At 39.2% G+C, this 26061-nt stretch carries 24 protein-coding genes and 1 tRNA gene; 4 read left to right on the forward strand and 21 right to left on the reverse strand.

Translation table 11 applies throughout. The features are described 5' to 3' along the window. Positions 1-96: 96 nt before the first annotated feature. The 13 genes from glf to NIES592_RS08745 form a co-directional block, all read right to left on the reverse strand. On the reverse strand, positions 97-1227 hold the full coding sequence (glf, locus tag NIES592_RS08685) for a UDP-galactopyranose mutase (RefSeq protein WP_073555505.1): 1131 nt from the start codon (positions 1225-1227) through the stop codon (positions 97-99). Further along, positions 1224-1613 (reverse strand): hypothetical protein, encoded by a 390-nt coding sequence (locus NIES592_RS08690; RefSeq protein ID WP_073555506.1) that lies wholly within the window; start codon positions 1611-1613, stop codon positions 1224-1226. The genes glf and NIES592_RS08690 overlap by 4 nt, the downstream gene beginning before the upstream one ends. A 44-nt stretch (positions 1614-1657) precedes the next feature. After that, positions 1658-3691 carry an HAD family hydrolase gene (locus tag NIES592_RS08695; RefSeq protein ID WP_073555507.1) on the reverse strand — a complete coding sequence of 678 codons (2034 nt, stop codon included), beginning with the start codon at positions 3689-3691 and terminating at the stop codon, positions 1658-1660. A 60-nt stretch (positions 3692-3751) separates the two neighbouring features. Further along, positions 3752-5020 (reverse strand): glycosyltransferase, encoded by a 1269-nt coding sequence (locus NIES592_RS08700; protein WP_073555508.1) that lies wholly within the window; start codon positions 5018-5020, stop codon positions 3752-3754. Between the two features lie 26 nt (positions 5021-5046). Next, positions 5047-6036, reverse strand: a complete 990-nt coding sequence (locus NIES592_RS08705; protein ID WP_073555509.1) for a glycosyltransferase family 2 protein — start codon at positions 6034-6036, stop codon at positions 5047-5049. Then, positions 6027-7025 (reverse strand): glycosyltransferase, encoded by a 999-nt coding sequence (locus NIES592_RS08710; protein WP_073555510.1) that lies wholly within the window; start codon positions 7023-7025, stop codon positions 6027-6029. The genes NIES592_RS08705 and NIES592_RS08710 overlap by 10 nt, the downstream gene beginning before the upstream one ends. 137 nt (positions 7026-7162) lie before the next feature. Then, positions 7163-8389, reverse strand: a complete 1227-nt coding sequence (locus tag NIES592_RS08715) for a polysaccharide pyruvyl transferase family protein (protein WP_016869248.1) — start codon at positions 8387-8389, stop codon at positions 7163-7165. A 46-nt stretch (positions 8390-8435) separates the two neighbouring features. Continuing rightward, positions 8436-9875 (reverse strand): Coenzyme F420 hydrogenase/dehydrogenase, beta subunit C-terminal domain, encoded by a 1440-nt coding sequence (locus NIES592_RS08720; protein WP_073555511.1) that lies wholly within the window; start codon positions 9873-9875, stop codon positions 8436-8438. 80 nt (positions 9876-9955) lie between these two features. Next, the gene (locus tag NIES592_RS08725; RefSeq protein WP_073555512.1) at positions 9956-11269 is read right to left on the reverse strand and encodes an ABC transporter ATP-binding protein; all 1314 of its coding nucleotides are present in this window, start codon (positions 11267-11269) and stop codon (positions 9956-9958) included. Positions 11270-11271: 2 nt separating this feature from the next. Then, entirely contained in the window at positions 11272-12051 is a 780-nt protein-coding gene (locus tag NIES592_RS08730) for an ABC transporter permease (protein WP_082720533.1), read from the reverse strand. A gap of 573 nt (positions 12052-12624) precedes the next feature. After that, entirely contained in the window at positions 12625-13440 is an 816-nt protein-coding gene (locus tag NIES592_RS08735; protein ID WP_062245834.1) for a WecB/TagA/CpsF family glycosyltransferase, read from the reverse strand. A gap of 509 nt (positions 13441-13949) precedes the next feature. Then, positions 13950-14153, reverse strand: a complete 204-nt coding sequence (locus NIES592_RS25780) for a hypothetical protein (protein WP_009456450.1) — start codon at positions 14151-14153, stop codon at positions 13950-13952. 663 nt (positions 14154-14816) lie between these two features. Then, positions 14817-14900: transfer RNA gene (locus tag NIES592_RS08745), tRNA-Leu, on the reverse strand. Positions 14901-15125: 225 nt separating this feature from the next. On the opposite strand from NIES592_RS08745, the gene NIES592_RS08750 reads away from it, so the two are divergent. Beyond that, the gene (locus NIES592_RS08750) at positions 15126-16442 is read left to right on the forward strand and encodes a serine hydrolase (protein ID WP_073555513.1); all 1317 of its coding nucleotides are present in this window, start codon (positions 15126-15128) and stop codon (positions 16440-16442) included. Positions 16443-16777: 335 nt separating this feature from the next. Next, positions 16778-17122, forward strand: a complete 345-nt coding sequence (locus tag NIES592_RS08755) for a hypothetical protein (protein ID WP_062245831.1) — start codon at positions 16778-16780, stop codon at positions 17120-17122. 267 nt (positions 17123-17389) lie between these two features. Here the strand turns inward: NIES592_RS08755 and NIES592_RS25025 are convergent, their stop codons facing one another. Beyond that, positions 17390-17566, reverse strand: a complete 177-nt coding sequence (locus tag NIES592_RS25025; protein ID WP_178379507.1) for a hypothetical protein — start codon at positions 17564-17566, stop codon at positions 17390-17392. A 413-nt stretch (positions 17567-17979) separates the two neighbouring features. Continuing rightward, positions 17980-18198, reverse strand: coding sequence for a hypothetical protein (locus tag NIES592_RS26230; RefSeq protein WP_371915097.1), 219 nt, complete (start codon positions 18196-18198; stop codon positions 17980-17982). An 88-nt stretch (positions 18199-18286) separates the two neighbouring features. On the opposite strand from NIES592_RS26230, the gene NIES592_RS26235 reads away from it, so the two are divergent. Then, entirely contained in the window at positions 18287-18604 is a 318-nt protein-coding gene (locus NIES592_RS26235) for a hypothetical protein (protein WP_306417336.1), read from the forward strand. A gap of 228 nt (positions 18605-18832) precedes the next feature. Continuing rightward, the gene (locus tag NIES592_RS08765) at positions 18833-20659 is read left to right on the forward strand and encodes a peptidoglycan D,D-transpeptidase FtsI family protein (RefSeq protein WP_062245828.1); all 1827 of its coding nucleotides are present in this window, start codon (positions 18833-18835) and stop codon (positions 20657-20659) included. Positions 20660-20904: 245 nt separating this feature from the next. On the opposite strand, the gene NIES592_RS08770 is transcribed toward NIES592_RS08765, so the two are convergent. The 6 genes from NIES592_RS08770 to NIES592_RS08795 all read right to left on the reverse strand — a co-directional run bounded on the left by NIES592_RS08770 (position 20905) and on the right by NIES592_RS08795 (position 25935). Beyond that, positions 20905-21180: a hypothetical protein gene (locus NIES592_RS08770; RefSeq protein ID WP_062245826.1), complete on the reverse strand. Its 276-nt coding sequence runs from the start codon at positions 21178-21180 to the stop codon at positions 20905-20907. 141 nt (positions 21181-21321) lie between these two features. Next, positions 21322-21627 carry a P-II family nitrogen regulator gene (locus NIES592_RS08775; protein WP_073555515.1) on the reverse strand — a complete coding sequence of 102 codons (306 nt, stop codon included), beginning with the start codon at positions 21625-21627 and terminating at the stop codon, positions 21322-21324. A gap of 161 nt (positions 21628-21788) precedes the next feature. Next, positions 21789-22088 carry an RNA recognition motif domain-containing protein gene (locus tag NIES592_RS08780; RefSeq protein WP_062245824.1) on the reverse strand — a complete coding sequence of 100 codons (300 nt, stop codon included), beginning with the start codon at positions 22086-22088 and terminating at the stop codon, positions 21789-21791. 254 nt (positions 22089-22342) lie between these two features. After that, positions 22343-23329, reverse strand: coding sequence for a zinc-dependent alcohol dehydrogenase family protein (locus NIES592_RS08785; RefSeq protein WP_073555516.1), 987 nt, complete (start codon positions 23327-23329; stop codon positions 22343-22345). 182 nt (positions 23330-23511) lie between these two features. Further along, positions 23512-24822, reverse strand: a complete 1311-nt coding sequence (locus NIES592_RS08790; RefSeq protein ID WP_073555517.1) for a TldD/PmbA family protein — start codon at positions 24820-24822, stop codon at positions 23512-23514. Positions 24823-25068: 246 nt separating this feature from the next. After that, on the reverse strand, positions 25069-25935 hold the full coding sequence (locus NIES592_RS08795) for a Tab2/Atab2 family RNA-binding protein (RefSeq protein ID WP_062245818.1): 867 nt from the start codon (positions 25933-25935) through the stop codon (positions 25069-25071). Positions 25936-26061: the final 126 nt, after the last annotated feature.

Genomic DNA, 26061 nt, shown 5'->3' on the forward strand with positions numbered 1-26061 from the left:
AATATTGTTTTGGTAGATGCAGACTTTTGATGGAATAAATTTGTAATTTCTATACAATAGAAATCTACTATTTTTCTCAGAGCTTATTTACCATTCCTAAACTCTGGAATTGGCTATCTCTTTTTCAAACAGACCTAGCACACGCAATACAGCTTGATCCATATCGTAGTATTTATAATCTGCAAGCCTTCCTGCAAAAATTACTGTTCCGTTTAATTTCTCTACTTCTTTCAGGTAAAGATCAAGGCGATCGCGATTTTCTTCATTGAGAATGGGATAATAAGGATCATTCTTTCCTGGTATATAAGCTTGAGGATATTCCATCACCAAGGTAGTTTTAGGTGAGGTTTGTCCTGATAGATATTTCTGTTCGGTAATGCGGGTGATATCGTAGTCGTTGGGGTAATTGACCGTTCCCACTTCTTGATACCATTCCTGGTCTAATGTCTGAAACTCAAAATGTATGCTACGGTATGGCAATTCACCATACATATAATCGAAGAATGTATCAATCGGACCAGTGCAAATGATTCGATTGAATTGAACGTCGTTGATAATTTCGCGGTAATCTGTGTTTAGCAGTACCTTAATGTTAGGATGAGCCAACATCCGACGAAACATCTCAGTATAACCAAGCTTGGGCATAGCTTGATAGGGGTCTTGAAAATAACGATTATCCCGACTGATGTAGACTGGAACACGTCCTGTAACTCCCCGATCAAGTTCTTCTGGTTTGACTCCCCACTGCTTCATTGTGTAGCGGAGGAAGACATTTTCATAGATGTAATCAGCTAAGAAAGTCAGGTCTCCACTAGCACTTTCACGTAGTTTGAGAATGGGTACTTTGACTCCAAAACCAAAGTTTTCTAGAAGCAAGTTTTCTAATTTTTCTGCATATTTTGGAGGGAAAAGAGCGTAGAGGGAATTGAGGTTAAAAGGAATAGGGACTTTTTTTCCTTCTAACACTCCGAGTACGTGATGATAGTAATGTCTCCACTCTGTAAATTGTGAAAGATAATCCCAAACTTTTTTAGATTTGGTATGAAAAATATGGGGACCGTATTTATGTACTAAAATACCATGTTCATTGTAGTAATCGTAGGCATTACCGCCAATGTGGTCTCGCCGCTCTACAATTAAAACTCTTTGTGCAAGTTGAGTGGCAATTCTCTCAGCCAGCACACAGGCAGAATATCCAGCTCCTATTATTAACCAATCGAATTTCACGAAATTTCTCCTTGCTTGAGACTAAGAGGTTGTGAATGTTCACACTCAACTGAAGATTGTGTATTTTTTTCAAGTTCTAATTCAATAAAAGTGTTTTCTGCTAAATTCTTTAGTAGAGATTGTAATTTCATACGCTGAATGTATGGCCAGCCGCCTTCCTCTTCAATATTTTTTAAAAGAAGGTAAAGAGACTGGCGATCGCGTGGTAGAGATTCCAGAAATAGACTATCTCGAATTTCTCGATGTAAACTCTCTAGCAAACGTAGCAATGCCAGTAGTTTTAAAGTATCTTCCTGATATTTTTTGGCTACTGACTGAACCATCTCCGCAATCGTTTCTAACCTTGGATTATTCTCTTGTCGTTTCAGCTCTGTATTGATGTACATGCTAGTATTGATATTTAGAAAAATCACAGTAATCAAGGCTGAAATTAAGTAGGCTGGCTGACTTTTGCAGTTGCATGAGTCACTTTTTGCTTGATAAATTTCCTCCTAATTTGGCGAATTTTATTCACCATTTTTACTCCAAATACACTTCCCATAATCGGATTAGCTCTAGCAACTGAAGCAGGAAACCAAGCATCTACATGTGGATGTCTGCTCGAAACCAGCAGCCGCCACCAATCAACTAAACTGTAAATTGGTGCTAGTTCATAGAAAGAATTTTCAGTTATATCCCCAGATATCAGGAAGGATCCAAATACTTTTGCTTCCTGGTACGAAGGATATAAGACAAATTCTCGTGATAAAATTTCAGTTGCTTCAACTAAATGATTAGTTGTACATTCTTGCGCGTTCAGATTAGTGGTGAATTGCTTTGCAAATTCAACCGCAGCATTTTGTAAGACGTATAACCCCCAAGCAATTGCTTCTTCGTTTTTTTGCCGGCGCAGAACTGGAATATATTTGTGATCATGTGAATCGTAGCACTTAGTGCTGCCATGATCTGCTGACATGAAAAGTTCAAACAAGCATCTATACTTGCAGAGAAAATAGCGATCGCTACGTTTTTCCTCTACATCATAAAAATAAGCAAATAATTTATCATCCTTAAATGGTTTAACCCGGTTTTCTAATGCAAAGTAAAAACCATAAACACCAGATTCTGGATAAATACCAGCAATGTTCAATAAATTACTAAAAGATGATTGTGTTTTTCCACTCCAACCAACATCTACTAAGGCAAAAGGAACTCCATCACCTATACCTTCTTGATGAAAATAGCCAATAGCTTTCTCACGGTAGTAAGCAGCATTGGCGATGATCAGTTCAGTAACTTTTTTCTCAGTAAAAATCTGCTTCAATAATTTACGTTCGTGCTGCTGAAGATTAACATCCCATTTTTTGGCTGGGAAACCATAGCGGCTGAGTACATCTTGAATTTGTTCTGGTAATATATGAACCCGATCGCAGACAGAACGAATTGATGTAAACTGAGTGAGGACCTCAGTCTGAAGCAAAATCCAATCAAATTCGGATTCACTAATACCTCGAGTAGCAGGCATATGCCATGCTTGACGAGAACCATATAAGTAGCGACAATCGATGGTAAATCCCCAATTTTGGCAGATCACCTGAGCGATTTTATGTAATATCTGCCCATCTCTGGCGGCAAAATATAGTCTTTGAATTCCTCTTTTTTGCGCTTCGACTAAGCACCAGTAAACGAAACCAAACAACATTGGAGCGATCGCACTTGCTGTTGTCTCCCAAATAACTTTTTTATGAGGAGTTGTTTCTTGAGACTGCAAACGAGTCAGCCTACTTGCACCAGCGAGTAGGGATCTAAACTTTAAAGGAAATTGAGTTGCTTGTGTGATTAGTTGCTCGTAGCGATTCAGGTGAGCTTGAGTAAAATATTCAACTGCAATACCAAGTTTTTTGGGAACTTTTACATCTGCTCTCTGATTATCTCCGACATGTTTCAGTTGCGATCGCTTGACTGCTTCTTGTGCTAAACAGTATTTAAATAACTCACCACTGCCTTTATTAATTCTTGTTTCTGATGAAACGTATAAAGTACTGCCTGGAGTCCACACTTTGTTTTCTTTCAAAAAATTCCGAATAACTTCTTCCGGCAGATACATATCCGAAATATAAATTACTCGTTCATTTGCTTGATAGAGCGACTGAATGCGCTTTTGGATGGCGGGTACTGGACGCAAGCTCAATAGCTCTATTTCTATTTCTTTTTGTTTTGCTCTTTCAACTTCAGCGGTTGACCAATTTAAGGAACGAGCGATGTGTTCATATATTTCGTCTAGTTTGACTTCATAAACAGGCCCTGTTTCTCTGACAATTCTTTCAGCCTCCATTCTCAGGTGAGACCAAGATTCAGGTGAAATTTGAATTAAATTTTCTTGTCGGAGTTGATCACCTAATTCCCAGAATAGGTCTGTTGGTTTTGCCCAAATTCTGGTTATGGATGTATCAAACACGTCAAAGGAGTAAACAATCTTTTTCATCAGAGTCTCACCAATGCTGCTAAAGGATTCAACAAAAAATACAAGGCTTGACTTGTGGATTTATTTCAGGCTTTGTTGATACAACGGACTATTGCTCAATGACAATAAATCCTCAGAATTCTGATAGAGTTGTAGATGCTTTTCTAGAAAAACGGTTCTTGAAAATTTATTTTCAATATCTCTTCTTGCTTGCTGACCGATTGCTTCCAAATCAGAAGCTGATAATACTTGGCGCAAGGCTTGATTTAGGGCTTGTTGGTTAGTAGGTTCAACCAAAATACCGTTGTGTCCATTTTGGATGATCTCTGGTACACCTCCTGTAGAAAAACCAACAACTGGAGTAGATGCAGCCATTGCTTCTAGAACAGTAAGTGGTAGGTTATCAGCAAGGGTACAAAAAAGCATAACGTCTGCTGCTGAGTAGGCTTTTGCTAATAAGTGAGGGTCGGAAATATAACCCATCTCTTTGTATTCAAGTCCCTTAAGTGAGTGCTTTAACTCATCGTTACAAAGTCCGACAACTATTACAAATGGAGATAAATCACTTATACTTTGAAGTGCTGCGATCGCATACTTCACACCTTTACGAGGATCGTCAAGAACATGGGCAGAAATTGCAACTACTCGGCGATTTTCTGGAATACCTAAACTAATTTTTGCTTCTACTTTTTTCACTATCGGGAAAAAACTTAAATCCAGACCATTAGGGATGACCACAGGCAAAGATTGAAATTTGAGAGCTTTTTGAGCCTCCTGAAGCATCCAGTGGCTGGGAAATATATAGCGAATATTAAATTTTTCAGCAACCCATCTTTTAATTGCTTGAACTTCTCGTGTGCGATCGCGTAGCTGATTTTTCCATCCATCTTGAGACAATTGGGGGCACTTGTGACAATAGCTAACAAACTTTTCACACCCCATTGGATAAAGACAACCGCCAGTAAAAGCAGAACAATCATGTACTGTGAAAAATGTCGGTTTGCGTCGAGAAGCTAGAGCTAAAGTTACTGGAGATATAGCAGTATATAAATCATGAAAATGGACTATATCGTAATCATTGAGAATTGCGTTGACCTTAACCCAGTATTCAACAGGCAGTAACTCTCGAAAACCATATTTATTCGTTTTTCTATGAACAGTTTTACATAATCTGAATTTAAGACCTTCTCCGTAAAGGCTGTATTGAAATGAAAGAGGTTCTTTGAAATTAAAGGCAATAAAATGATCGGTTGGATGCCCTGCATCATTTAACCAAATAGCGAGATCCTCAGCAACTCTGCTTGCCCCACCCCCTTTTCTATCAGATTTGCTAATAATAGCTACTTTCATATATCCAGAATAATTACTATTGAAATTTATTTAGCTAGCACAAAAAATATATTTTTGAGCATCAGTCTTACTCGTTTTCGCATACCCCAAATTCTCCAAGCAGAAAATGTTAATTTTTTGAAATCCTTTAGGGATATTAATCTATAAATTAACGCATTTAATATTATTTTCTGTGCATACAACTTTTCTCCTCTTTCAATTAACAAAGGGAGTACTTGTGTGAGCATAAAACCTGTATTTGCTCTGGATGATATCGAGGACTTATACTCACGAATCCAGTTTACTGATATTTGATAATCAGGCATTCTCGATATGCGATCTTTGCGTGGATCGGCATTCCAAATTACTAAAGGTTTTTTGATGAAGGTAAAAATTGCTCCTTGAGCTTCAAGTCTGAAGCAGAAATCCCAGTCTTGGTGTCTTTTTAAACCTGGACGAAAACGAGCTGCTAAAGCAAGCGATCGGTGCATCATCAAAGAGCTTGTGTGAAGTTCCCCATGATGGCAAAATAGATAGTCTGCTACAGTTTCTACTTCACCCTTACCTTTTTCTGGAACTATATGTAAAGTTTCAGTGTTAATTGCAAGTTGATCATAGCTAGACACTCTTGTGAAACTAAACACTATTTGAGTATGACAAACTACTTTTTGAGGATTAGGATGTTTCTGAATTGAAGCCAGTTGCAATTCTATTTTTTCAGGTATCCAGAGGTCATCTGAATCCAAAAATGCAATATACTCTCCTCTAGCATTTTCAATACCAGTATTGCGGGCAACCGAGCCTCCACTATTGTTTGGGAGACGAATATATCGAATCCTAGAATCATCAATAGCTTTTACAACTTCTTCGGTGTTGTCTACGGAGCCATCATCAATGATAATAATCTCTAAATTTTTGTAGGATTGCCTGATAGCGCTATTTAAAGTGTGCTTAATTAAATCTGCGCGATTGTAAGTTGGTATAACCACACTTACAAGGGGTTCTTGCGAAAAATTATTCGTATCTATCAATTCCATAATAGCTTCATCGATTTCTTAATTAAATTTCTTTCTGTAAAACTGTAAAAATACCGAGCTAATTTAATTAGTTTTGGATATTTGATGATTAACAACATCATTACAATAAATTTATGTAATTTATAAAAAATTTTGTGTATTAAATCAGTTTTTCCCCCTAAAGATTGATTTGTGAGACTGTCAGCATATTGACTAAAAAGTAAAGCTAACTTTCTTGGTTCTAATCTGTTCTTATAGCCCCATATGAATAATGTTTCCCAGCGGGGTAAATTACTGTAGTAGACTAATTTCTCATGAAATCTTGTCACATGATTATGACTATGCACTCTCCTCATGGCAACTGGTACATCTAAACTTCCAGGAAGCAATTTACCAACAGCCGCCATTTTGAACCACATCACAATATCTTCGCTAAATTCCAGATTCTCATCGAAATAACCTGTTAAATTAAAAATCGTTTTGCGAACCAGTAATCCATTAGCATGGAACCAACCAACTTCCTTATTGAGGAGTAAAGTTTCAAATAATAATTCGGGATTAATTGTTTCACTAATAGTAGTTAGTTTATTGTCACCACGACCAATAGAAATCCATGTATTCTTACTATTTTCATCTTCAAAATAAGTTCCAACTGCTTCATATACGCCATCTATTTCAGGATATTTGGTTAATTGCTCACATGCTGATTCAAAACGTCCTGGTAAGTAAAAATCATCAGCATCTAAAAATGCAATATAATCGCAATTAGCTTTTTGGATTCCTACGTTTCTACTTGCGCTTGCACCATGATTTTTTTGATCACTATGACAAAATAATTTAACTAGAGAATATTCATTAGCTAATTCTTGGCATACCTTGAAAGATTTATCTGAAGAAGCATCTTCTATCAAGATTACCTCTCCAACCTCTGGTTGAGATAATGCAGATTCTACAGCTTGTCTAACATATTTTTCCGCATTATATACAGGAATAATGACCGATATTTGCATAAGTTTCCCGTCCTCCATATTTGTGCTTAATCTGAATAATTGCCATAATTTTTATGATGACTAATCTAGCTAGTTATGATGTAGGCGAGGCAAAAGACATTTATTATTTGCTAATTGATACATTGGTTCAGCAATTTTCAAAAATTATCTAATAGCTTTGCAATCATATCGAAGTTACTTGCTGAATCCTGCTTTATCTTTGGCAACACCTCTTTGAGTTGACTTGCCACCTCTTGGCGTCTTGTCCAGGCATTACGAATAGCTACACAAGCTTTATCAGTATCGAGAAATTGATGGATTGGGATGAGTAAACCGTTATGAGCAGATTCAGTTCCTAATAAATTGGTCATAATCCCTTCAGCCTTAATTGAATACCCGACTGCAACAGTGCAAACACCACTAGACAGTCCTGCTATTGCAGCGTGCATACGCTCAGCAATAACCATATCGCAGGCACCTATTAGCCCTTTGAATTCTGAAGCAGAGTGGTCTGCACCAGCTAAGCGAACACGTGGGTCAAAATCAAGACTCCTGAGAAGCTTGGTGGCAGCAATCCGGTCATCATTTGTGACATAATTCTCTTGGACATGAGGAATGAGGAGAACTTGTGCATTCAACTCATCAATGAGTAATTTAATGACCTGATGCCAAGCTTTGAGATGTTTATCAGCATCGCAACCAGAAAATGTAGTGATCCCTTGACTGATGGAGAGTGCTATTACTGGTTGGTCTTTTTTGATGCAGTAGGAACTGAACATGTTAGCTACAGCCGTTGGAGAAGATGGTTGCAGCAAAAATGCTGGATCAGCAGTATGTTTAACTAAGTTTGTTGAAAGACCGAGTTTTTCTGTTAGATAACTGTAGGAAATTTTCTCCCTAACTGTAATCAGTTTTGAGTGACGAGCAACTTTTAACCATGCTTGGGCTTCTTGATCTGTTTTGAAAGGCCCTATTGATTGAGCTAGAAATACTATAGGTACTTTTGCATCTAACGCTATTTCTAATGGCTTTAAATGTTGATAAAGTCCGCCATAATCGGAACTAAATATATCACCACCAGAAGCAATAACAACTGATGCTTCACGGAGTGCTTGTACAGCAGGTGTTTCTTTGGGCTGATAAAAAGGTAGCTTGGCACCTAGTCTTTTAAGGCGAGTCCGAAAAGGAGTGCTATGGGAAAGTGTGCGGTCAATTAATTTAGCACCGTAATGCTGTAGCCGCATCTCATCATAGTCTGGTGTTCTAGTAAGAACACTAATGGGAAGGTGAGGATGACGCTGATGCAATTGTTCGATGGTAGGCACTACTAATGCTTCAACCCCTCGATTTCGTAAACCAAATATTCCTGTGATGACTACTTTCATATAAGCCTAATGTCGCTATATAGGGAGAAATTACTGAGAGATGTTTTCAAATAAATGCATTCAATAAATGCTTTACAAATCCTTTGAATTGCCACATGAATTGCTTCCATGTTGGAGGCTGAGACAATGCTCGATATTGCCTAACTAAAGGCTCCATGATTTCAACGAAAACTGAAAACTGACCAACTTCGACTGCTTTTTTGAAGGCGTCATGGCTTTCTTTTGCCAGCAACATCCGCATTAGATATCGCTTTTGAAAGTTGCGTTCTATATTTCTTTTACTCGGCTGTATGCGCTTTTTAGGACGCCATTTACCCTTAGTATCTGCTAAGTAAAGACGGTATGCTAGTCCATCATGTCGATGTGCGAATCCTGATTTTTGTGATCGGACGACTTCTTCTGCATCAATTAGATCAAGTTTCAAATTGCCTGCTGCGATCGCTCGTTCAAGCATATTATGAATAATTGGGTGACGAACAATAATTACATTCGTACCCTGACTGTCTTTAATATATTGAGGTAACCAAGCATCACCGACAGTTACATCCGCAGTTTCAGCAACTACGTCATCGCAGTAGTCACAAGCTTTGTATTTGAAAAACCCTAATCCCCAATCGTAACCGTACATGTCTTGAACTGGACTAGTGCGTGTAACAAGTTTGCCATTTTCCAGTCCAACTACTTCTACGCCATATTTGTTAGCATCTGCATCAGGTAGCTTTTTACGAAAGTCAATTGCTAGAAGTTTTCCGGGTTCAACACCGCATTGCCAAGCAAACATTTCTGCAAAACGTATACTCTTAAGGTGTCCGCAGATCAGTCCAATACAGAACCGAATCCGTTCACCTAGTAGAGGATCTTCCTTCATCAGCAGACGAACTGCTTTGATAAAACATGGAATACCAACTAACACATAACGTCCAGGTCTGTCACGAATTATCTGTATAATTTCGGACATTTCAACTGGGTAATAGCGAGACTTAGAGCCATGACGTACCTGTTCTAATGTTGTAGATAACTGATATTGGAATAATCTGGGGTCTGTCTCAGAAGGTTGACGTTGGTGAACATGAAGAACCCCATCAACTAATCCTTCTTTCAAAAGGTTGCTAGCAATCCAGGTACCCATACCACCAGAACTACCGCGATCGCGGAAATCATCTTCACTAACGTAACCTGCATAGGTTGCTAGATGATAGCCAATCTTTTGATGGTATTCACAATTATTACTGAATAATTCCTGACTAATTTGGTCTTCGTTTAGGCTCTCATTAGAGAATGGGCAAATAGCTTGTACTGAAGTGTTTAAAGCTGATTGCTCAGCAGATAAATTTACAGTAGCCTGAAACTGACCATATTTATTTAACCTCATCTGAATTGGTGAACCATTAATCGAAGCACATGCGCCACAGCCAATACAGTAGCCGTTGTCGACAACAGTTTTGAAGAGTTTTGCTACCTCAGAATTTTCACTACGAACTGCCATTATGGATCACCACTTTGAAGATTATTCAGCTACATGTAGTAGTTTGGGTTTATCTCAAGGATTTTTTATTAAGTTATTGTTTAACTATTTATGTTTACTGTGCTTTGTTTTTCAACAGACTTCCATACCCGTGGCTGATAAAATAAGCATTTAGTCATAGTTGTTTTTGTCTTGACGGAAAACTGAAAAGATTCATAATAATCTAAAGTATAAAGTGAATCTTTTTTAATATAAATTTGCATGGTGTATAAGCCTGGTCTTAGACCAACATAAGGCATATGAACTTGTAATTCATTTTCTCCAGGCAATATTTCTAGTGTTTGCTCATCATCAAAACTGCTCAACCTTAAGACAACATCTTCTTTTCCTATTTCCTGGATAGCAAAACTTAGGTAAACTTTATCAACTTCTCTATCTTGAGATGCTTTATATATTATGGATAAACTAGCTGGTTCGCCAGTGATAGGATTTTCAATTATATTTCCTTGGCAATCTCTAAAAAAGATAGCATTAATATCGACACCTAAGCTTTCATGTTTAGGTTTTTCTTTTAAAAATATTGCTCCTCCTTTCTGAAGTTTCCCTTGAACAAATAAATCTTCTTCATATCGATTCATGATAGAAACTGGATCACCTGACTCAATCAACTGACCTTGCAATAGATAAATAGCGTGATTACACACATTTAAGATTGATTGAGGTTGGTGGCTAACTAATATAAAAGAAGTTCCCTTCTGACGCAGTTCTTGCAGTCTTCGATGGCACTTAGCCCTAAACCTTATGTCTCCTACAGCTAGAACTTCATCAATCAGAAGAATATCTGGATTAGTGTGAATGGCGCTGGCAAATCCTAACCTTGCAGCCATTCCAGAACTGTAACTTTGTACTGGTGCATCAATCGCATCTCCAATTTCGGCAAACTCTACAACTTGATCAAATCGCTCATCAATTTCCTTTTTAGACAAACCCAAAATCGACATATTGGCATAAATATTTTCCCGCCCTGTCAAGATTGGATTAAATCCTGCTCCTAGTGCAATTAATGGTGCGACGCGACCGTAAACTTCTACAAATCCAGTATCTGGTTTAATTAAACCTGCGATAATTCGCAGCAGGGTTGATTTTCCACTGCCGTTTTTTCCAACTAAACCTAGTGCTTCTCCTCGTCGCAATTGAAAACTGACATTGTTCAGCGCCCAAAATTCTTTGGGGCGTAATTTATCGCTCTTTTCTCGTAGTCCGAATAGTTCAGAGGTGATATCTTGAACACCATAGAACAAAGACCGTTTCAAATCCCGACAAAACTTTTTGGAAACTCCATTCACTGAAAGGACAATATCACTCTCACTATCTTGCGGCTTTGCTGTCATATCTTGTTCATTGATGCTGATCATGATTACGAACTAATCCTCTCAACTACAAAGGGCATTGCTAAACGATAGATAATCCAAGCCAGCAGCAATCCTAATATTGCGATCAGACTTGCAATCCAAAATCCTTGAGGATTAGATATAACACCTGTTGTTGCTAATTCTCGTGTTGTTACTAATAAAGGTGTAACGGGATTTAGCTTTACAATGCTGCCAAATACTCCACTGTTGGGAACTGGATAGACAACTGGGGTGAGAAACAACCAAAGTCCAGAAATCAAAGTCAGTCCCATCGAAAAATCCTGATATAAAGCACCCATCGGTGCTAATAACAAACCAATAAATGTTCCTAGTAACACCAGATGGATTAAGGCAACTGGTGCTAATATAACGCTCCAGGTAATTGGTATTTTAAACCAGAGAAATAAACCAAAAATTAGAATCAGCTTGATGCCAAAGTTGAAAAATACTTCACCCAACTTAGCAATAATTAGGGCTTCCCGAGGAAAGTTAATTCTTGCCAGCATTGGCTTGGCAGATGTTACTGCTTGTACTGGGCCATTTAATGCTTCGACAAAAGTTTGCCATAAGGTCATGCTGAACATGACATAAGCAGGATAAGGTAATTCTGTATTACCAAGATTGACAACGCCGCTACCTTTAGCAATGGTAAAACCAGCTGCCATGATGACAGGAGGAATAATCGCCCAGAAAATTCCTAGAAAAGATTGACGATATTTCGCGCTAATATCTCGAACTAATAGCCTCCAAGCTAATTCTCGTGATGCCAGCAAGTCATATACCATTGCCCTAAATAACTGAAGCGGATGTCTCATTCGACTTTCGGGCCGATACACTTCTCTAGGCGAATTTTTAATTTCTTTTCGAGTCTGGCTTGAGACTTGATCTCGTCTAAAGTTGTGCTGGCTGTGTTGCATAATTAGTGTTAAGGTTTACTTTATTTTCTTGCTGAACAAAATTTTTTCAAATTTATTCTAGCCATACTGATTGATCAGTAGATTAAGCTACCTCTTCTACAAGACTAAAACTAGCAGACTAATTAATTTTTAGTAATTATCTTAGTTACTAAAGCTGTAATTTTTGTGATAAAAGACTACCAGCAATTAGTAATTATGACAATTACGACATCTTAGTTTTTTTACAATCCTGCTATGTGAGTGGTGATAGCCATAGTAATAGTTAAGAAACCAGTATCTAGATACTGTTATAGACTTAGCCACTCCGGATGGTTTTTGTTTGGCTAATAATTTTGTGGGAAGAATTCAACAAAAGTTAGTTCAGCTTTTTGGTTGCATCACCTCCATCAAAACTAAGTCTGTTTGAGCAGCGTTTAATTAATAGAACTAGAAGACTTTAATTTACTCAACCCTCCATCCAAAGTAACGTTCGCGAATATGAAATGGAGTACTAAATGAACTTGACATTAATATTTGCTTAAAAGCTAACAATAAAAAGGGTGGAATTGTTGTAACATAGCGATTCCAAAGGCGGCGGGGTTCTTGAATCCATCTATATAACCATTCAAAACCTAGATCCCGCACCATACGAGGCGCTCTTTTGTGAATCCCTGCGTATACCGGAAATACCCCACCTAATCCAATCATCACTGCCTGGATTTTACCTTGGTGTTGCTCCATCCACTTTTCTTGTTTGGGACATCCTAAGGAGACAAAGACAATACCAGCGCCACTAGCGTTGATCTTTTCTATGAGGGCTTCGTCTTCTTTAGTAGTTAAGGGACGAAACGGTAAGGGTTCCATTGCAGCAACTTTCAAGTTTGGGAATTCATTCTCTAGCCTTTTTCTCATCCGAGATAAAATTTCTGCTTGAGAACCCACAAAAAAAACACTTACGCCAAGTGTTTGAGCCAGTTGACATGATGCTAATAAAATATCCATCCCCGCTACACGGTTTTGGTATCGCGCTCCTTGAAGCCTCATCATCCAAACCAATGGCATTCCATCAGGAGTGACTAAGTCTGCGTTCTGTAATATGCTAGCAAACTCTGGATTCCAATGAGCTTCCATGAGCATATGCACATTGGCTACACATACAGTCTTGCTCTCGCGCGCGATCGCCCACCTCAGTATCGTCTGTATTTGTTCATCAAAACGTAAGGCGGTAATTGGAAACTCTAGTACTTTCTGAGTAGGTAGAAAAGTTCTTCCTACCATAAGCCACTCCTTGTGTCACAGATAAAATCACAGAACCGCAAAACCATTGCTAATGCGCCGAAATTCAAGCTCAGACTAAACTTTTGCTTTTAGACACTTATGCAACGGTAGGCAGTTAACACATGGAGATGCAATTTATCTTTACAGTAAATTACTGCTTCCCTGGTAATAATTTAATCAAGCCACCTGTATCCTACCTTACTCCACATTCGTACCATGTCAGTAGTTTTTTAGTAAACTTCATACTTTCTTTATATTTGCTTTAATGTTTTTATAAAAATAAAATAGAAATATATTCTTTATGTAAAAACTATTACTTGTCTAATGACAACAATATTTTGATATTGGGTGGATACACTAGCTGTCTTATGGATATTCGTTATAGGAAATTTCTTTAAATCAGTAATTTTTATTGCCAAGTAAAACTTAACTACTTGATTAACAGCAGTGTGCTAGTGAAATAACTGTCACTTGGTAGCGTGAAACTAACAGCTTTATTTTTTATCATCCTAAAAAAGCCCAAAAAAGAGGGGGAAGCTAAAATTTTCTTCCCCCGTTCCCTGATTATTATTTTGATTGGTTTCTTTGTCTGTCTTCAGCCTATGCCTTAGCATTTGCTGCTGTTTCTTCAGTTGTCGTTTTCTTGCTGAGCCGCCTTTACCTTTATGATTTCTGCCCTGGCGGCGCGGAGACTCCCATCTTTTTAGTCTCATAATCATTGTCCTTTGAGTTAGCTATAAATCCAATATTTGGATTACAAAGCAAATGTTTTAGTTGCGATATTTTTATAATTTAGAGTTACAACTTTCACTACTATATATATTGTAATTCATTGTTATCTAAAGTGTTAAATTATCAGTAAATTTTTGAGACTAAAAAATACACTGTTTTGTTAAAAAAATAAAGTAATAAATATCACTAGTCAAAGAGTTAAAAGCAGTTATGTACATCCTGAATGTAGTTATTACGTAGAAATTTACTTATGCTAATTCTTTATTTAGTAAAAAATTAAACAGTAAACTTTAAGTAAATTTAAGCAGCAAGATATAAGTGTAAAATGTTGCTTTAGTTATATAATTATGTTAAAGGGTACACCTTTGTTATCTGCCATAAGCAGTATTCAGGATTTTGTAGGTATGACCCGGAAAAAAAGCTAGAATTTTAAGATAGGATCGTAGACTTATCTGAAGCATGAAATAGTCTCAGATAATATTTCTGAATGGTATGTCAATTACTTGCCACTCTATGGGTGCAAAAACAGCTAGCTGACCATAGGGTAAAATTTGCAAAAAGGGATCTTTGCAGACAGCTAATACAACATCTCTAGCAATTAATACAACATCTCTAGCAATAGTTTATTACTGTAACCATGACAGTGGGCAGGAGGAGAATCGAACTCCTATGAGCGCAAGCTCGCCACATTTTGAGTGTGGTGCGTCTACCAGTTTCGCCACCCGCCCTTAATTTGCAACTTTATCATTATACTATATTTTTTGATTTTGCAACAAGTTTTGCACTATTTTTTGTGTTGAGATAGTGTAACAGTACAAATACTTACCTAAGCAGCTTTTTGGGGATTGTTGAAATAGCCTCGTCATATATTTTTCGGATAATACTGAGATTTATTCCGGATCTACTGAGATAAATCTGAAAATCTGTGCAAGTAAATTAGTATGAATAAGAAGATGAGATTACGCTTTTTATTACTTAGCGTCGTCAGTATTGTGCTGCTATCTTCTCCAATCAAAGCAGCTCGATTGCAATCTTGGAGTTTTGATCAGGCGCGCCATCAACTACATTTAACTACTGATTCTGGAGTTCAACCAAGAGCTTTTTTAATTAAAAATCCCACAAGACTTGTACTAGATTTACCTGGAACTAATCTCAATCGTGATACAGTTCACCAAAAATTTGGTTCAGCCATCAAAGAAATTCGGATTGGACAGGTTGACTCTAAAACTACCAGAATGGTAATTGAATTAGCACCAGGTTATACAGTTTCTCCGGATAAATTACTGATAAAAGGTGATTCTTCCTCTCACTGGATAGTAAACTTTTCATCAATTGAACGTGTAACTGCTAACAATTCATTTGAGCAAAGTGCAAATAACAAGTCTAACGAAGAACAATTTCCTATCGAGATTGGTGATGCTTCTTCCTTTGTAGGAGGAATCCGTTTAGGTAAAGATATATCTCAGTTAAATACTCAAGTTAAAGCATTAATGGCTCGCTACAGCTATCTTCAACCTGGGATGTTCTTTCTAGATCTAGATACAGGTAACTATCTAGATTTGAATGGAGAAAAGATATTTCCTGCTGCTAGCACCATTAAATTTCCTATTTTAGTGGCTTTGTTTGAGGAAGTAGACGCAGGTAGAATCAAACTGAATGAAACTTTGGTCATGCGACGTGACTTGATGACTGGAGGTTCGGGAACATTGCAGTACAAACACCCAGGAACTAAACTGAGTGTTTTAGAAACCGCTACCAAGATGATTACCATCAGTGACAATACTGCAACCAATATGATTATTGATCGTTTGGGTGGTAAGGCGAAATTAAATCAGCGGTTTCGGAGTTGGGGACTGCAAAATACAGTTATTCGTAATTTATTGGGTGACTTTAAGGGAACAAATACAACTAGTGCAAAAGACTTGGTGAGACTAGGTGCTTTGCTAGCTAATAATCAATTGTTAAGTGATACAAGTCGTTACAAGACTTTGGATATCATGCGTCGTGTAGAAAACAGAAGTTTATTACCAGCAGGTCTTGGTAAAGGTGCGATGATAGCTCACAAAACTGGTACACTTGGGATTATTCTTGGAGATGCAGGTATTATTCAAACATCCACAGGTAAGCGTTACCTAGCTGGAATTATGGTTCGCAGACCCTTTGGTGATAAAAGAGCAAAGTCTTTTATTAATCAAGTTTCCCGACTAGTCTATAGCTACATACAACAAAACAGCATTAATGCATCTAGTCCTCCACCACAGCAACTTTAACAGTTATCAATATTAAATTCAAAATAAAAAATAAAAAAAGGAAAGTCGAGGTACACCAAACCTATAAACTGCAACAAGTAGAGAAAACCCTCAGAGGATTCCAGAGTTAATAGTCAAGTCCTAGAGTTAGCCCTCATAAAACCTCTTTTTTCTCTGCTAACTCTGTGCTTCTGTGGTTTAAAAGTAATTTTTTTAACCGTAGAGTTCAGAGAACACAGAGGAAAGAAATGATAGAGGAATTTATTTTCGAGAATTTTTACCCACCTTGAAAGAGCCAGTGTCTAGAATTTTCACTATTGACTATTGACCTATTACTATGTCGCAAAGGAGAAAAAATGTCAGACTTTCAAGATTTTCTCAGACATCAATACGTTTATGTAGCGACGGGAGAGTTTAAACCAGGTAAGTTTGAAGAAGCCAAGCAACTTTATGAACAGGCTGTATCAATGTATACTAAAGGCTTCCAAAAAGCATATCTGTTGCAGCAACCAGGAACTGACAAAGGTATCGCAATAATTTTCTGGGAAAATATCGGTGACATGGAAGCTAATTACAGCGAAGCTTATCAAAATATCTTAAAAAAGATGAGCCACTTGTTTGCTCACGCTCCAACTACCTCTTATTACGAACTTGTTTGCGAAATCCAACCAGCTTTAGAGCAACAGATTTCAGTTCAGTAATCAAGGGGTTTAGTGCTACCAACTTTTGTAAGCAGCGATCGCCTCCTTACTTTAGACTATATTTTTGGCTATGGTGGGCGATCGTTTGTTTGTTATAACTTCATTAAGATGCAAAGTAAAACAAAAAATTTTGAGTAATGCAAGCTAAAGCTTAGCCTTACTCAACCAAATCCTTCATCCTTTTGGCAGCAAAGAATGAATTATCAGTGTAGTGATGTAGTGAGGAGCGAAGTCAACGCCCTTAATGAACTAATGTGAAACTACGAGCTAGGGAGTAGTAGCAGGAGTAGCAGGAGTAGTGGTTGCGGGTGTAGTAGCGCCAGTATCAGCGGGTTCACCTGGAGTAGTAGTGGTAGTGTTAGGATTATCAGTACCACCTTCGCAAGCTCCAAGAGCAGCAGCTAGACCGAGTAAGAGAGCAAAACCAAAGATTTTTATTTTCATAACTCCTCTGTCACCAAATGCGGCAAAAACTATTTTAGGCCTGTTGAATAAGATACCGTATTTGTTGCTTAATTTTAATAATTTTTAGATTATATCTTTATAAAGATGATTTTTGCCTTTGGCCTATCTTAAATACTATCACTAGAGCATGTAGTTTTATTGTTAAACAGATGACATAGCTGTAATTTATAACAGCACTAGAACTATATATTTTTGATAGGACACACTACAATACCAGAAAACAAGATTTTAGACAATCTCTTGCTCTTGCTATTTTGCATTGCCATACTTAGATGCGATATTCACTACTGAGGATTGGACATCAGGATCGAGAATAAGGAAAGAATTTTAGATTTTAGATTGAAATCCAAAATATCTTGTCCCCCTTCCCCTGTCCATCTAATCCCCAGCCCCTACTCGCAAAGATATATTTCCCAAAAAATTATGGCTGTTGCTCGCAAATCAGATGTTTTTACAAAGCGTAGTTGGTTCCAGAGAAATTCTTTGAGAACCAGAAATTCTGCCACACTCAAGCAGTCCATTTCAAGGGGAATGATCGCAGACAAAACCTCATCTCCTCCAGTTTCTTCCAGAAGATACAGGCGCTCGTCTGGCACAATACCAGTATCCACTTCGACACCTATCCCCGATTTAAACCAACAAGGAACAACTCCGACGTGGTTGTTACGCTTGTGTGTAATACATCGTCATTCAGGAATAATGGCGTTTGTGTTGGTAGCAACAACACTAGTAATTTATGGTTGGACAGTATATTCTCAACAACTTTGGAGTCAGTCATATCGCAAACTGCAAACCTTACAGCGCGATGAGCGGCAGTTAACGACAACTATCGAAGTATTAAAAAACAAAATGGCTCAGGAAGCACAAAAGCCAGCAGCAGGACTGGTATCACCATCCCCCGCATCGGCAATTTTTTTGCCTCCAGCACCAGAGGATTCTAGCTCGTTACCATCTACCACAACTTCTAAATCCAACTTTCAACTACAACAGCAAGACTCTGCACCAATTGGATATTAAAGTCAATAGTTATTGGTGTTGGGGAGGCGGGGAACTCGGGGTCCCCATTCCCCCAAGGGAGTGGGGATTAGGGGCAGTGGGGGCAGTGTGAGGAGTGTGAGGGGTAGTAACCAACTAACCACTGTAGGCCGCGTGCATTTGTACCAAGATATTTAGTTTTCAGCAAAGATACTCATACAAATGCTTCGCCCCTACTAACTACTAACTACTAACCACTAACAAACAAATATGCAAAAATCCCCCAGTAGAAGGAGATTGAGAAAGTCTCGGAAGGTAGAATCACCAAAGCGAGAGGGTCAAAAAAAAAGACGAACGTTTTTACCCTCGTTTAATTTTAATAGCCAACCGCAAACACCCAACATTAAAACTCGGCTTTTGATAGTCTGGGGTGTATTAGTTGCTGCTGGATTGGGGCTAGGTATGAATTTGTATAATTTACAAATTGTACAAGGACCAAAGCTGAAGGAAAAAGCGCGAAACCAACAAATGGTAAATTTGCGCCCTTTTGTACCTCGTCGTCAAATAATAGACCGTAATCGAACTGTACTGGCTATAGACCGACCAGTGTACACTGTTTACGCTCATCCCAAACTATTTAATAAATCTAATCAAGAAATTGCCAAATTACTAGCCCCAATAGTAGATAAGGACGTCACTGAATTAAAGAATAAATTTGACAATAAAAAAAGTGGTATTCTACTGGCATCAGCAATGCCTGAAGAAATAGCCAATCGCATTTTTGCATTGCGCCTCAATGGTTTAGAGTTGATTCAAAAATACTCTCGATTTTATCCACAACAAGATTTAGTGGCGGAAGTAGTAGGGTATGTTAATCTTGATCGTCGGGGTCAGGCAGGTGTGGAATATAGTCAGGAAAAGTTATTAGAACGTTCCGTCCAAGCAGTACGTTTGAGTCGGACTGGTAACGGTTCTTTGATGCCAGATTATGCACCGGATGGTTTTCCCCATTCTGATGACCTACAACTACAATTGACTATTGATAGCCGCTTGCAACGAATCGCTCGTGCTGCACTCAAACAACAAATGGATAAGTATAGTGCCAAGCGTGGGGCGGTGATTATTATGGATGCTTGGGATGGTTCTTTACTAGCCTTAGCTTCTTTGCCTACCTATAATCCCAATGAGTATTCCAAAGCCGATATTTCGCTGTTTAAAAACTGGACTGTAGCGGATCTCTATGAACCCGGTTCTACCTTCAAACCTTTGAATGTAGCGATCGCTCTAGAAAATGGTGTCATTACAGCCAATGATACTTTTAACGACCCCGGTTATATTCAAGTAGGCGATCGCACAATTAAAAATGCTGAGAACAAAAGTTACGGACGTATTAATATTGCCCAGATTCTCCAACATTCCAGTAACATCGGCATGGTGCAAATTATCCAACGTTTACAGCCTTCTATTTATTACGGTTGGTTAGAAAAACTGGGACTAGGACAAGCTGTATCTACAGATTTACCCTTCGTTGTAGCCAGTCAACTCAAAAGTCAAGAAAAATTTATTACCTTACCGATTGAACCGGCAACAACTTCTTTTGGTCAAGGCTTTTCCTTAACACCGTTGCAACTAGTACAAATGCACGGAGCTTTAGCCAATGGTGGTAAATTAGTCACACCCCATGTAGTTAAGGGTCTGGTTGATAGCAAAAATCAGATGCACTATACACCAACAAGACCCGCACCACGGCAAATTTTTTCATCCATCACCGCCCAACAAGTAGTAGAAATGATGGAAACTGTTGTTGCTGATGGCAGTGGCAAAGCATCACAAATTCCGGGTTATCGCATTGCTGGTAAAACTGGTACAGCCCAAAAAGCTAGTAGTTCAGGTGGTTATATTAGCGGTGCCAGAATCACCAGCTTTGTAGGCATATTACCAGTAGAAGCACCCAGGTATGTAGTATTAGCCTTAGTAGATGAACCAAAAGGTGCAAACGCATATGGTGGTACTGTCGCCGCACCAATCGTCAAAGCAGTCATGGAAGCATTAATTACCATAGAACAACTCCCACCAAGCCAGGCAATTAGACAATAGTCAATGGTAGGTTGCTGGTAGGTTGCTTGTCGTTTGTTGGTGGTTATTCACTACCTACTCCTCACACCCCCCACACTCCACGCCAGTTGCTCTTTGTTGGAAACCAACAAAACCGCACTGGCTCCCCCACCTCCCATAATACCCACTCCCTGACGGGGTGACAAAGCGGCTGAAGCAGAGAAAATAGAGGAGTGTGACCGTTTTGGGGTAAAAAAAGATAGGTCAGGTATTCTCAACAAGACCTATCAGATGCTTTCTTGGAGACTACTTACACAAGAATTAATATGGGAGCGGATAGCTCGCTCATAAACGGCAGTTTGCTGTGTGCGTATTCCTACGGCTTGATATATCAATTTAATTTCTGGAAATTCGCACCAGTACATCAAAAAAATGTCTTTAGCAGGAGTGGTAATTTCATAATTATTCTCTTGCCTTTTTTTCTTCAACTTACAATTATTTAGTTGTAATTTTTGTCTAAATAATTTTTCAAATTCTGGAATTATATTTGAAGTAGTTTCCATTCTTGATATACCTAGCAATCTGTTATTAGAGCAAAACTTATCGTGTGATGTCCCTGAATATGACACTTAAGCTATCTGATCTGATTGGAAATTTGCTAAGACAACATAATCTATAAAAACTGCCGTAGAAAGAAAAGTTAATCAATAGAAAGCTTCTATATTGTGTCGAAAGGCGATTAAGGCGTGCTTCCCCTGTTCCTGTTTTAGGGCACAAAGGATCGCATCAGATGCTTCTAATGAAACTATTGTCTTAATTTCAATATTTGTGTTGTACCCTGCTAAGTCTGCCAAGCGTCTTCCATGACCGCCTTCACCCTGCACTTGACTAATGGTGTAGCCGCTTACATTATAGCTTTTTAGTAGTTTAACAATACGGTCTTTAAGCACCGTTTCACCAATGATGGTGATTAAAACAGCAGGTTCTAAGAGAGTGCCTGAGTCTGACATAAAGAACTCCAGAGATTAGGTTTTGGCTGAGAAAGCTTAAATTTTCGCTGCCCAGTCCAGCTTCTGTATTAAAAAGGCTTAAGCATTTCTGCCTAAGCCAGTACTGAATGCAATTAATGTGCTACATATTGAGTCAGCTTCAAAAGCTAAATCGATAAAGCTTAGTAGCGGTTACGTCCGCCGTTGCTTCGGCGACCACCACCAAATGAACCTCTATCTTCTTTGGGTTTAGCCTTATTAACTTTAAGGTCACGTCCCATCCACTCAGCACCATCAAGTGCTTCAATTGCAGCGGTTTCTTCTGCATCTGTACTCATTTCCACAAAACCAAAACCGCGTACACGACCTGTTTCACGGTCAGTAGGTAGCTGAACCCGCTTCACAGAACCATATTCTGCAAAAACTGCATTCAGACTATCTTCTGTAACTTCATAAGAAAGATTGCCTACATAAACTGACATAGATTGTCTCCGAAATCATAAGGGTGTAGAGATTTAAGTTTCGGAGAAAAGTCTGTAAATACCAAAAGGAAAAAGCCCGTCAATACTAAAAACAAACGCTGTCGCCGAATTAACTCTCATCTATTAGTATGACATAGTCAGCAATGATCACAAGTATTTTTGTAAAAACCGTTATATAAAGTTACAGGAACCATTTATAGCTAAGTACCCACATGAAATTCTTCTACTCGTTCTTTTGCTGCTTCTACACCCGCCTAATCAACTACCAATACAGCCGAGCCTTCGATTTTACCACTGCGAAGGGCGTCTAAAGCCTCGTTTGCTTCACTTAAGTTAAATAAATTCACCTCTGTCTGAATGGGAACTTTAGGTGCTAAGGCGAGAAATTCTTCTCCGTCTTGGCGAGTTAAATTAGCAACAGAACGCAAAACTCTTTCTTCCCAAAGAATTTCGTAGGGGAAAGTGGGAATATCACTCATGTGAATACCAGCACAAACTACCACGCCGCCTTTAGCAACTGCACGCAAAGCAGCAGGTACTAATTTACCTATAGGGGCAAAAATAATTGCTGCATCTAATGGTTCTGGGGGTAACTCATCAGAACCACCTGCCCAAACAGCACCCAGCTGACGGGCAAATTCTTGTCCCTGGGTATCGCCAGAACGAGTAAAAGCAAAGACTTGACACCCTTGATAACGCGCCAGTTGAATTAATATATGGGCAGCAGAACCAAAACCATAAAAACCGAGTTTTTCGGCATCACCAGTCATTCTATAGGCACGGTAGCCAATCAACCCACCACATAACAATGGTGCGGCTTGCAAGTCGGGATAACCTTCGGGAATGGCAAAGCAAAAGCGGTGGTCGGCGACAGTATACTCAGCATAGCCGCCATCTAAGTTGTAACCTGTGAATTCGGCATAATCACAAAGATTTTCCCGTCCGGAGACACAGTAACGACAGCGATCGCAAGTATAACCTAACCAAGGAACACCAACGCGATCGCCCACATGAAATTTTTCTACTCGTTCTCCTAGTGCTTCTACAATACCCACAATTTGATGTCCGGGTATTAAAGGTAATTTTGGGTGTGTGAGTTCTCCATCTACAATATGCAAATCTGTACGACAGACAGCACAAGCATGAATGCGAATCAGTACCTGTTCTGGATGAGGTTTTGGCACAGGTAAGTTAACTAATCGCAGAGGTTGACGCGGCGCTTCTAACAGCATTGCACGCATAAGCAATAATTACTCACTCATTTCTTTATATATATTGTGCGAAAGCACCACAAAGGTAGGAATAAATAAGAATTATGATTCTGATATACTAATCAGAGGATTTGGTACAGGAAAGGACTGATAGTCTAAAAGCTTAAATGTATCACTATTAGCATGAATGTCTACGCTTGGACTTAAAAAATTCAATTATTTCTACCAGTTGTAGATAATCCTTCCACAATTAAAGAAGGAGTATAACAGGAACCGTTCCAATCAGTATCACTACCTAGTTTAGCTAATTGTTTGAGTGCAGTATAAACATTACCTGCCACCATCGTATCCTTTACGCGTCCTATTACCTGGCCATTTTGGACACGGTAGCCTAAGTCTACGTTGATCGAAAAATCACCAGAAATGCCACTACCACCCAACATTTGATCCACAATTAAGCCATCATCGAGTAATTCAATCAATTCTGGGAGTGATCCCGAACCGGGTTGAATGAGAAAATTAAATAAACCAGGGGTGGGGTAACTACCCAAACCAGGACGAAAACCATTACCAGTGGAAAAAGTACCAAGCTGACTAGCAGTGGCGCGATCGCAGTAAAAATTTTGTAATTCTCCGTTTTGGATAAACACCATAGGCTGAGTCGGAGTGCCTTCATCGTCAAAAGGGCAACTGTAGGGTCCCGCTTGGGGATCTTGATAAAGGGTAAGGGAGGAAGAAACTACTAACTTACCAATGCGTTCTGTCCAAGGGGAAGCCCCTTCCAAGACACGTTTGGCATTCAAGGCAGCTTGCACAGTACCCCAAAGCATATCAGCGGCTTTAGAAGTAAATAGAACTGGAACACGACCGGATGGTGGTGGAACATTTTCTTTTGCCCAAGCCAGACGCTGTAAAATTTGTTGAGCAAGTTTTTGCGGTTGCAGGTTGCCGCGTTCGGTTTCACCATCAGAAACACTTAAAATATCATCTCCCCGTACCCATTCAGCTGAGATATAGCAACTGAGAGTAGTGTCGGTGTAGTAGCAATCTAGACCTGTGGTATTCACAAGCCTAGTAGTTTCCACATCACATTCCCAGTCGCCATTGCAAATAACTTCTGGATAAACGTCACGAATAAGGGCGATCGTTTCTTTGCCCCACTCGACTAACTTTTCTACTGGTACATCTTGCCCTAAGTCTGGGTAAAAGGGCTGGAAGTTACTGTTTAATTCCAAGGCTTCGGGTTTATTTAGCCGACTCAGAGACAAGGCACGTTCTACTAAAGCTTGGGGTTCCACAATCCCATAGGCTACTGCCAGTCCCGGACGCCCATTGTGCCACAGCCTCAACGCTGTACCTTCAGCTTGGCTAGTTTCTAGCTGCTTGAGACGGTTGGCCTCAAAAAACACTGGGCGAGACAGCGATCGCGACTGATACACCTCAGCAGTCTCTGCTCCAGATTTTAAGGCTAATTCCAGCAGCTGTTCTGCTAGTGTATCTTTTGGTAACTTTTTAGACACCATCATTTGTATTGGCAGTGAGTTAGGAGTGGGAGGTGGGGAACTCGGGGTCCCCTCTGGGGATTAGGGGCAGTGGGCAGGTAGGGGGAGTATGAGGAGTGTAAGCAGTGTGAAGAGTGGAAAAATAACCACTAACCACTAACCACTAACTAATGTCTAGACGTGCCATGGCACGTCTCTACAACTACTAACCATTAACCACTAACAACCAACCAGCAACCACCAACATTAACTATTCCCCAATTCACTTTAAGACAGATTGATCTCACACAACAGCCAAAACCCTGCAAAAGATTTTGATTGGGGATCAGACTGTACCCCGATAAAATGTACTCCGTTTGCTTGTTGCTTGGCTTGTTCAAAGTTTCTGGCTTCTGCCAAAATTTGCGGGTTTTTGAGATTGGCTAAAATCCAACTTTCTGTAGCACCTGTTTCTAGAAGCAATCTTCCTCCCTGTGGACTGTCGTCAAATCTTAACCAAGCTAAATCCAACCCAGACATCCAACCTGCTAGAGGTAAGGCTCTGGGTGAGAAAATTAAAATACCAGGAATGCTAGTTTCCGGAGAAACTTGTGCTAATTCCAAGGGAAATCCTTCTCCAAAATCAATTTCCCAGTCAGGCATATCCGCAAATTCCGAACCTAGCAAAGTAACAAATCCCCACTGTTGCCATTCCAAAGCATCTGGTAAGCGTTGAGGTAAAGGTGCTTCCAAACGTACCGAGGGATTTACCCCACCCTGATACCCTGGTTCTTGTGGATACACTTGTTCTATCCGCTGCTGCAACCATTGATTCAATACCAAAGTCCGACGGCTTGGCTGTGCTGGAATACCAATATCACCACATGCCTTGGTAATCATATTATTCATCTGGCGACGGAAAAAGCGAATTTTAATCGGCGCTTCTCCTGCTTTGTCTATTGCCTCTTGTAAAGCTGTCCGCAGCCATACGGAGTTTACTTGGGTACTGGGACAATACTGAGCATAACGAAACAAAGAATCAACTTTTGTGCGCGTATCCAAAGGGCTTTCGCACACTAGAACTTCCCAAACTTTTTTCTGATTTTCGTCCAAAATTGGACGGGAGTAAAAATCAAGTTCCCAAATACTGCCCATGTGATGCCGTTAAAATTTGGCTACTTTTTTCTATATCTTCATCATACGAGCCTATGGGTAGCGTCGGGGCAAGGGCTAGGATGTTGTGAATACGACGTGAAGCCAAGATAGGTGTAAAAAGCTGCA

This window comes from Fischerella major NIES-592 (assembly GCF_001904645.1).
GTDB classification, from domain to species: Bacteria; Cyanobacteriota; Cyanobacteriia; order Cyanobacteriales; family Nostocaceae; genus Fischerella; species Fischerella thermalis.

What these genes read in the sequence shown, in the direction of transcription:
- NIES592_RS08690 (WP_073555506.1), bottom strand. Translation starts at nt 1,613, where the DNA reads ATGTACATCAATACAGAGCTGAAACGACAAGAGAATAATCCAAGGTTA.
- NIES592_RS08695 (WP_073555507.1), bottom strand. Translation starts at nt 3,691, where the DNA reads ATGAAAAAGATTGTTTACTCCTTTGACGTGTTTGATACATCCATAACC.
- NIES592_RS08700 (WP_073555508.1), bottom strand. Translation starts at nt 5,020, where the DNA reads ATGAAAGTAGCTATTATTAGCAAATCTGATAGAAAAGGGGGTGGGGCA.
- NIES592_RS08705 (WP_073555509.1), bottom strand. Translation starts at nt 6,036, where the DNA reads ATGGAATTGATAGATACGAATAATTTTTCGCAAGAACCCCTTGTAAGT.
- NIES592_RS08710 (WP_073555510.1), bottom strand. Translation starts at nt 7,025, where the DNA reads ATGCAAATATCGGTCATTATTCCTGTATATAATGCGGAAAAATATGTT.
- NIES592_RS08715 (WP_016869248.1), bottom strand. Translation starts at nt 8,389, where the DNA reads ATGAAAGTAGTCATCACAGGAATATTTGGTTTACGAAATCGAGGGGTT.
- NIES592_RS08720 (WP_073555511.1), bottom strand. Translation starts at nt 9,875, where the DNA reads ATGGCAGTTCGTAGTGAAAATTCTGAGGTAGCAAAACTCTTCAAAACT.
- NIES592_RS08725 (WP_073555512.1), bottom strand. Translation starts at nt 11,269, where the DNA reads ATGATCAGCATCAATGAACAAGATATGACAGCAAAGCCGCAAGATAGT.
- NIES592_RS08730 (WP_082720533.1), bottom strand. Translation starts at nt 12,051, where the DNA reads ATGGTATATGACTTGCTGGCATCACGAGAATTAGCTTGGAGGCTATTA.
- NIES592_RS08735 (WP_062245834.1), bottom strand. Translation starts at nt 13,440, where the DNA reads ATGGTAGGAAGAACTTTTCTACCTACTCAGAAAGTACTAGAGTTTCCA.
- NIES592_RS25780 (WP_009456450.1), bottom strand. Translation starts at nt 14,153, where the DNA reads ATGAGACTAAAAAGATGGGAGTCTCCGCGCCGCCAGGGCAGAAATCAT.
- NIES592_RS08750 (WP_073555513.1), top strand. Translation starts at nt 15,126, where the DNA reads ATGAGATTACGCTTTTTATTACTTAGCGTCGTCAGTATTGTGCTGCTA.
- NIES592_RS08755 (WP_062245831.1), top strand. Translation starts at nt 16,778, where the DNA reads ATGTCAGACTTTCAAGATTTTCTCAGACATCAATACGTTTATGTAGCG.
- NIES592_RS25025 (WP_178379507.1), bottom strand. Translation starts at nt 17,566, where the DNA reads ATGAAAATAAAAATCTTTGGTTTTGCTCTCTTACTCGGTCTAGCTGCT.
- NIES592_RS26235 (WP_306417336.1), top strand. Translation starts at nt 18,287, where the DNA reads ATGGCGTTTGTGTTGGTAGCAACAACACTAGTAATTTATGGTTGGACA.
- NIES592_RS08765 (WP_062245828.1), top strand. Translation starts at nt 18,833, where the DNA reads ATGCAAAAATCCCCCAGTAGAAGGAGATTGAGAAAGTCTCGGAAGGTA.
- NIES592_RS08770 (WP_062245826.1), bottom strand. Translation starts at nt 21,180, where the DNA reads ATGGAAACTACTTCAAATATAATTCCAGAATTTGAAAAATTATTTAGA.
- NIES592_RS08775 (WP_073555515.1), bottom strand. Translation starts at nt 21,627, where the DNA reads ATGTCAGACTCAGGCACTCTCTTAGAACCTGCTGTTTTAATCACCATC.
- NIES592_RS08780 (WP_062245824.1), bottom strand. Translation starts at nt 22,088, where the DNA reads ATGTCAGTTTATGTAGGCAATCTTTCTTATGAAGTTACAGAAGATAGT.
- NIES592_RS08785 (WP_073555516.1), bottom strand. Translation starts at nt 23,329, where the DNA reads ATGCGTGCAATGCTGTTAGAAGCGCCGCGTCAACCTCTGCGATTAGTT.
- NIES592_RS08790 (WP_073555517.1), bottom strand. Translation starts at nt 24,822, where the DNA reads ATGGTGTCTAAAAAGTTACCAAAAGATACACTAGCAGAACAGCTGCTG.
- NIES592_RS08795 (WP_062245818.1), bottom strand. Translation starts at nt 25,935, where the DNA reads ATGGGCAGTATTTGGGAACTTGATTTTTACTCCCGTCCAATTTTGGAC.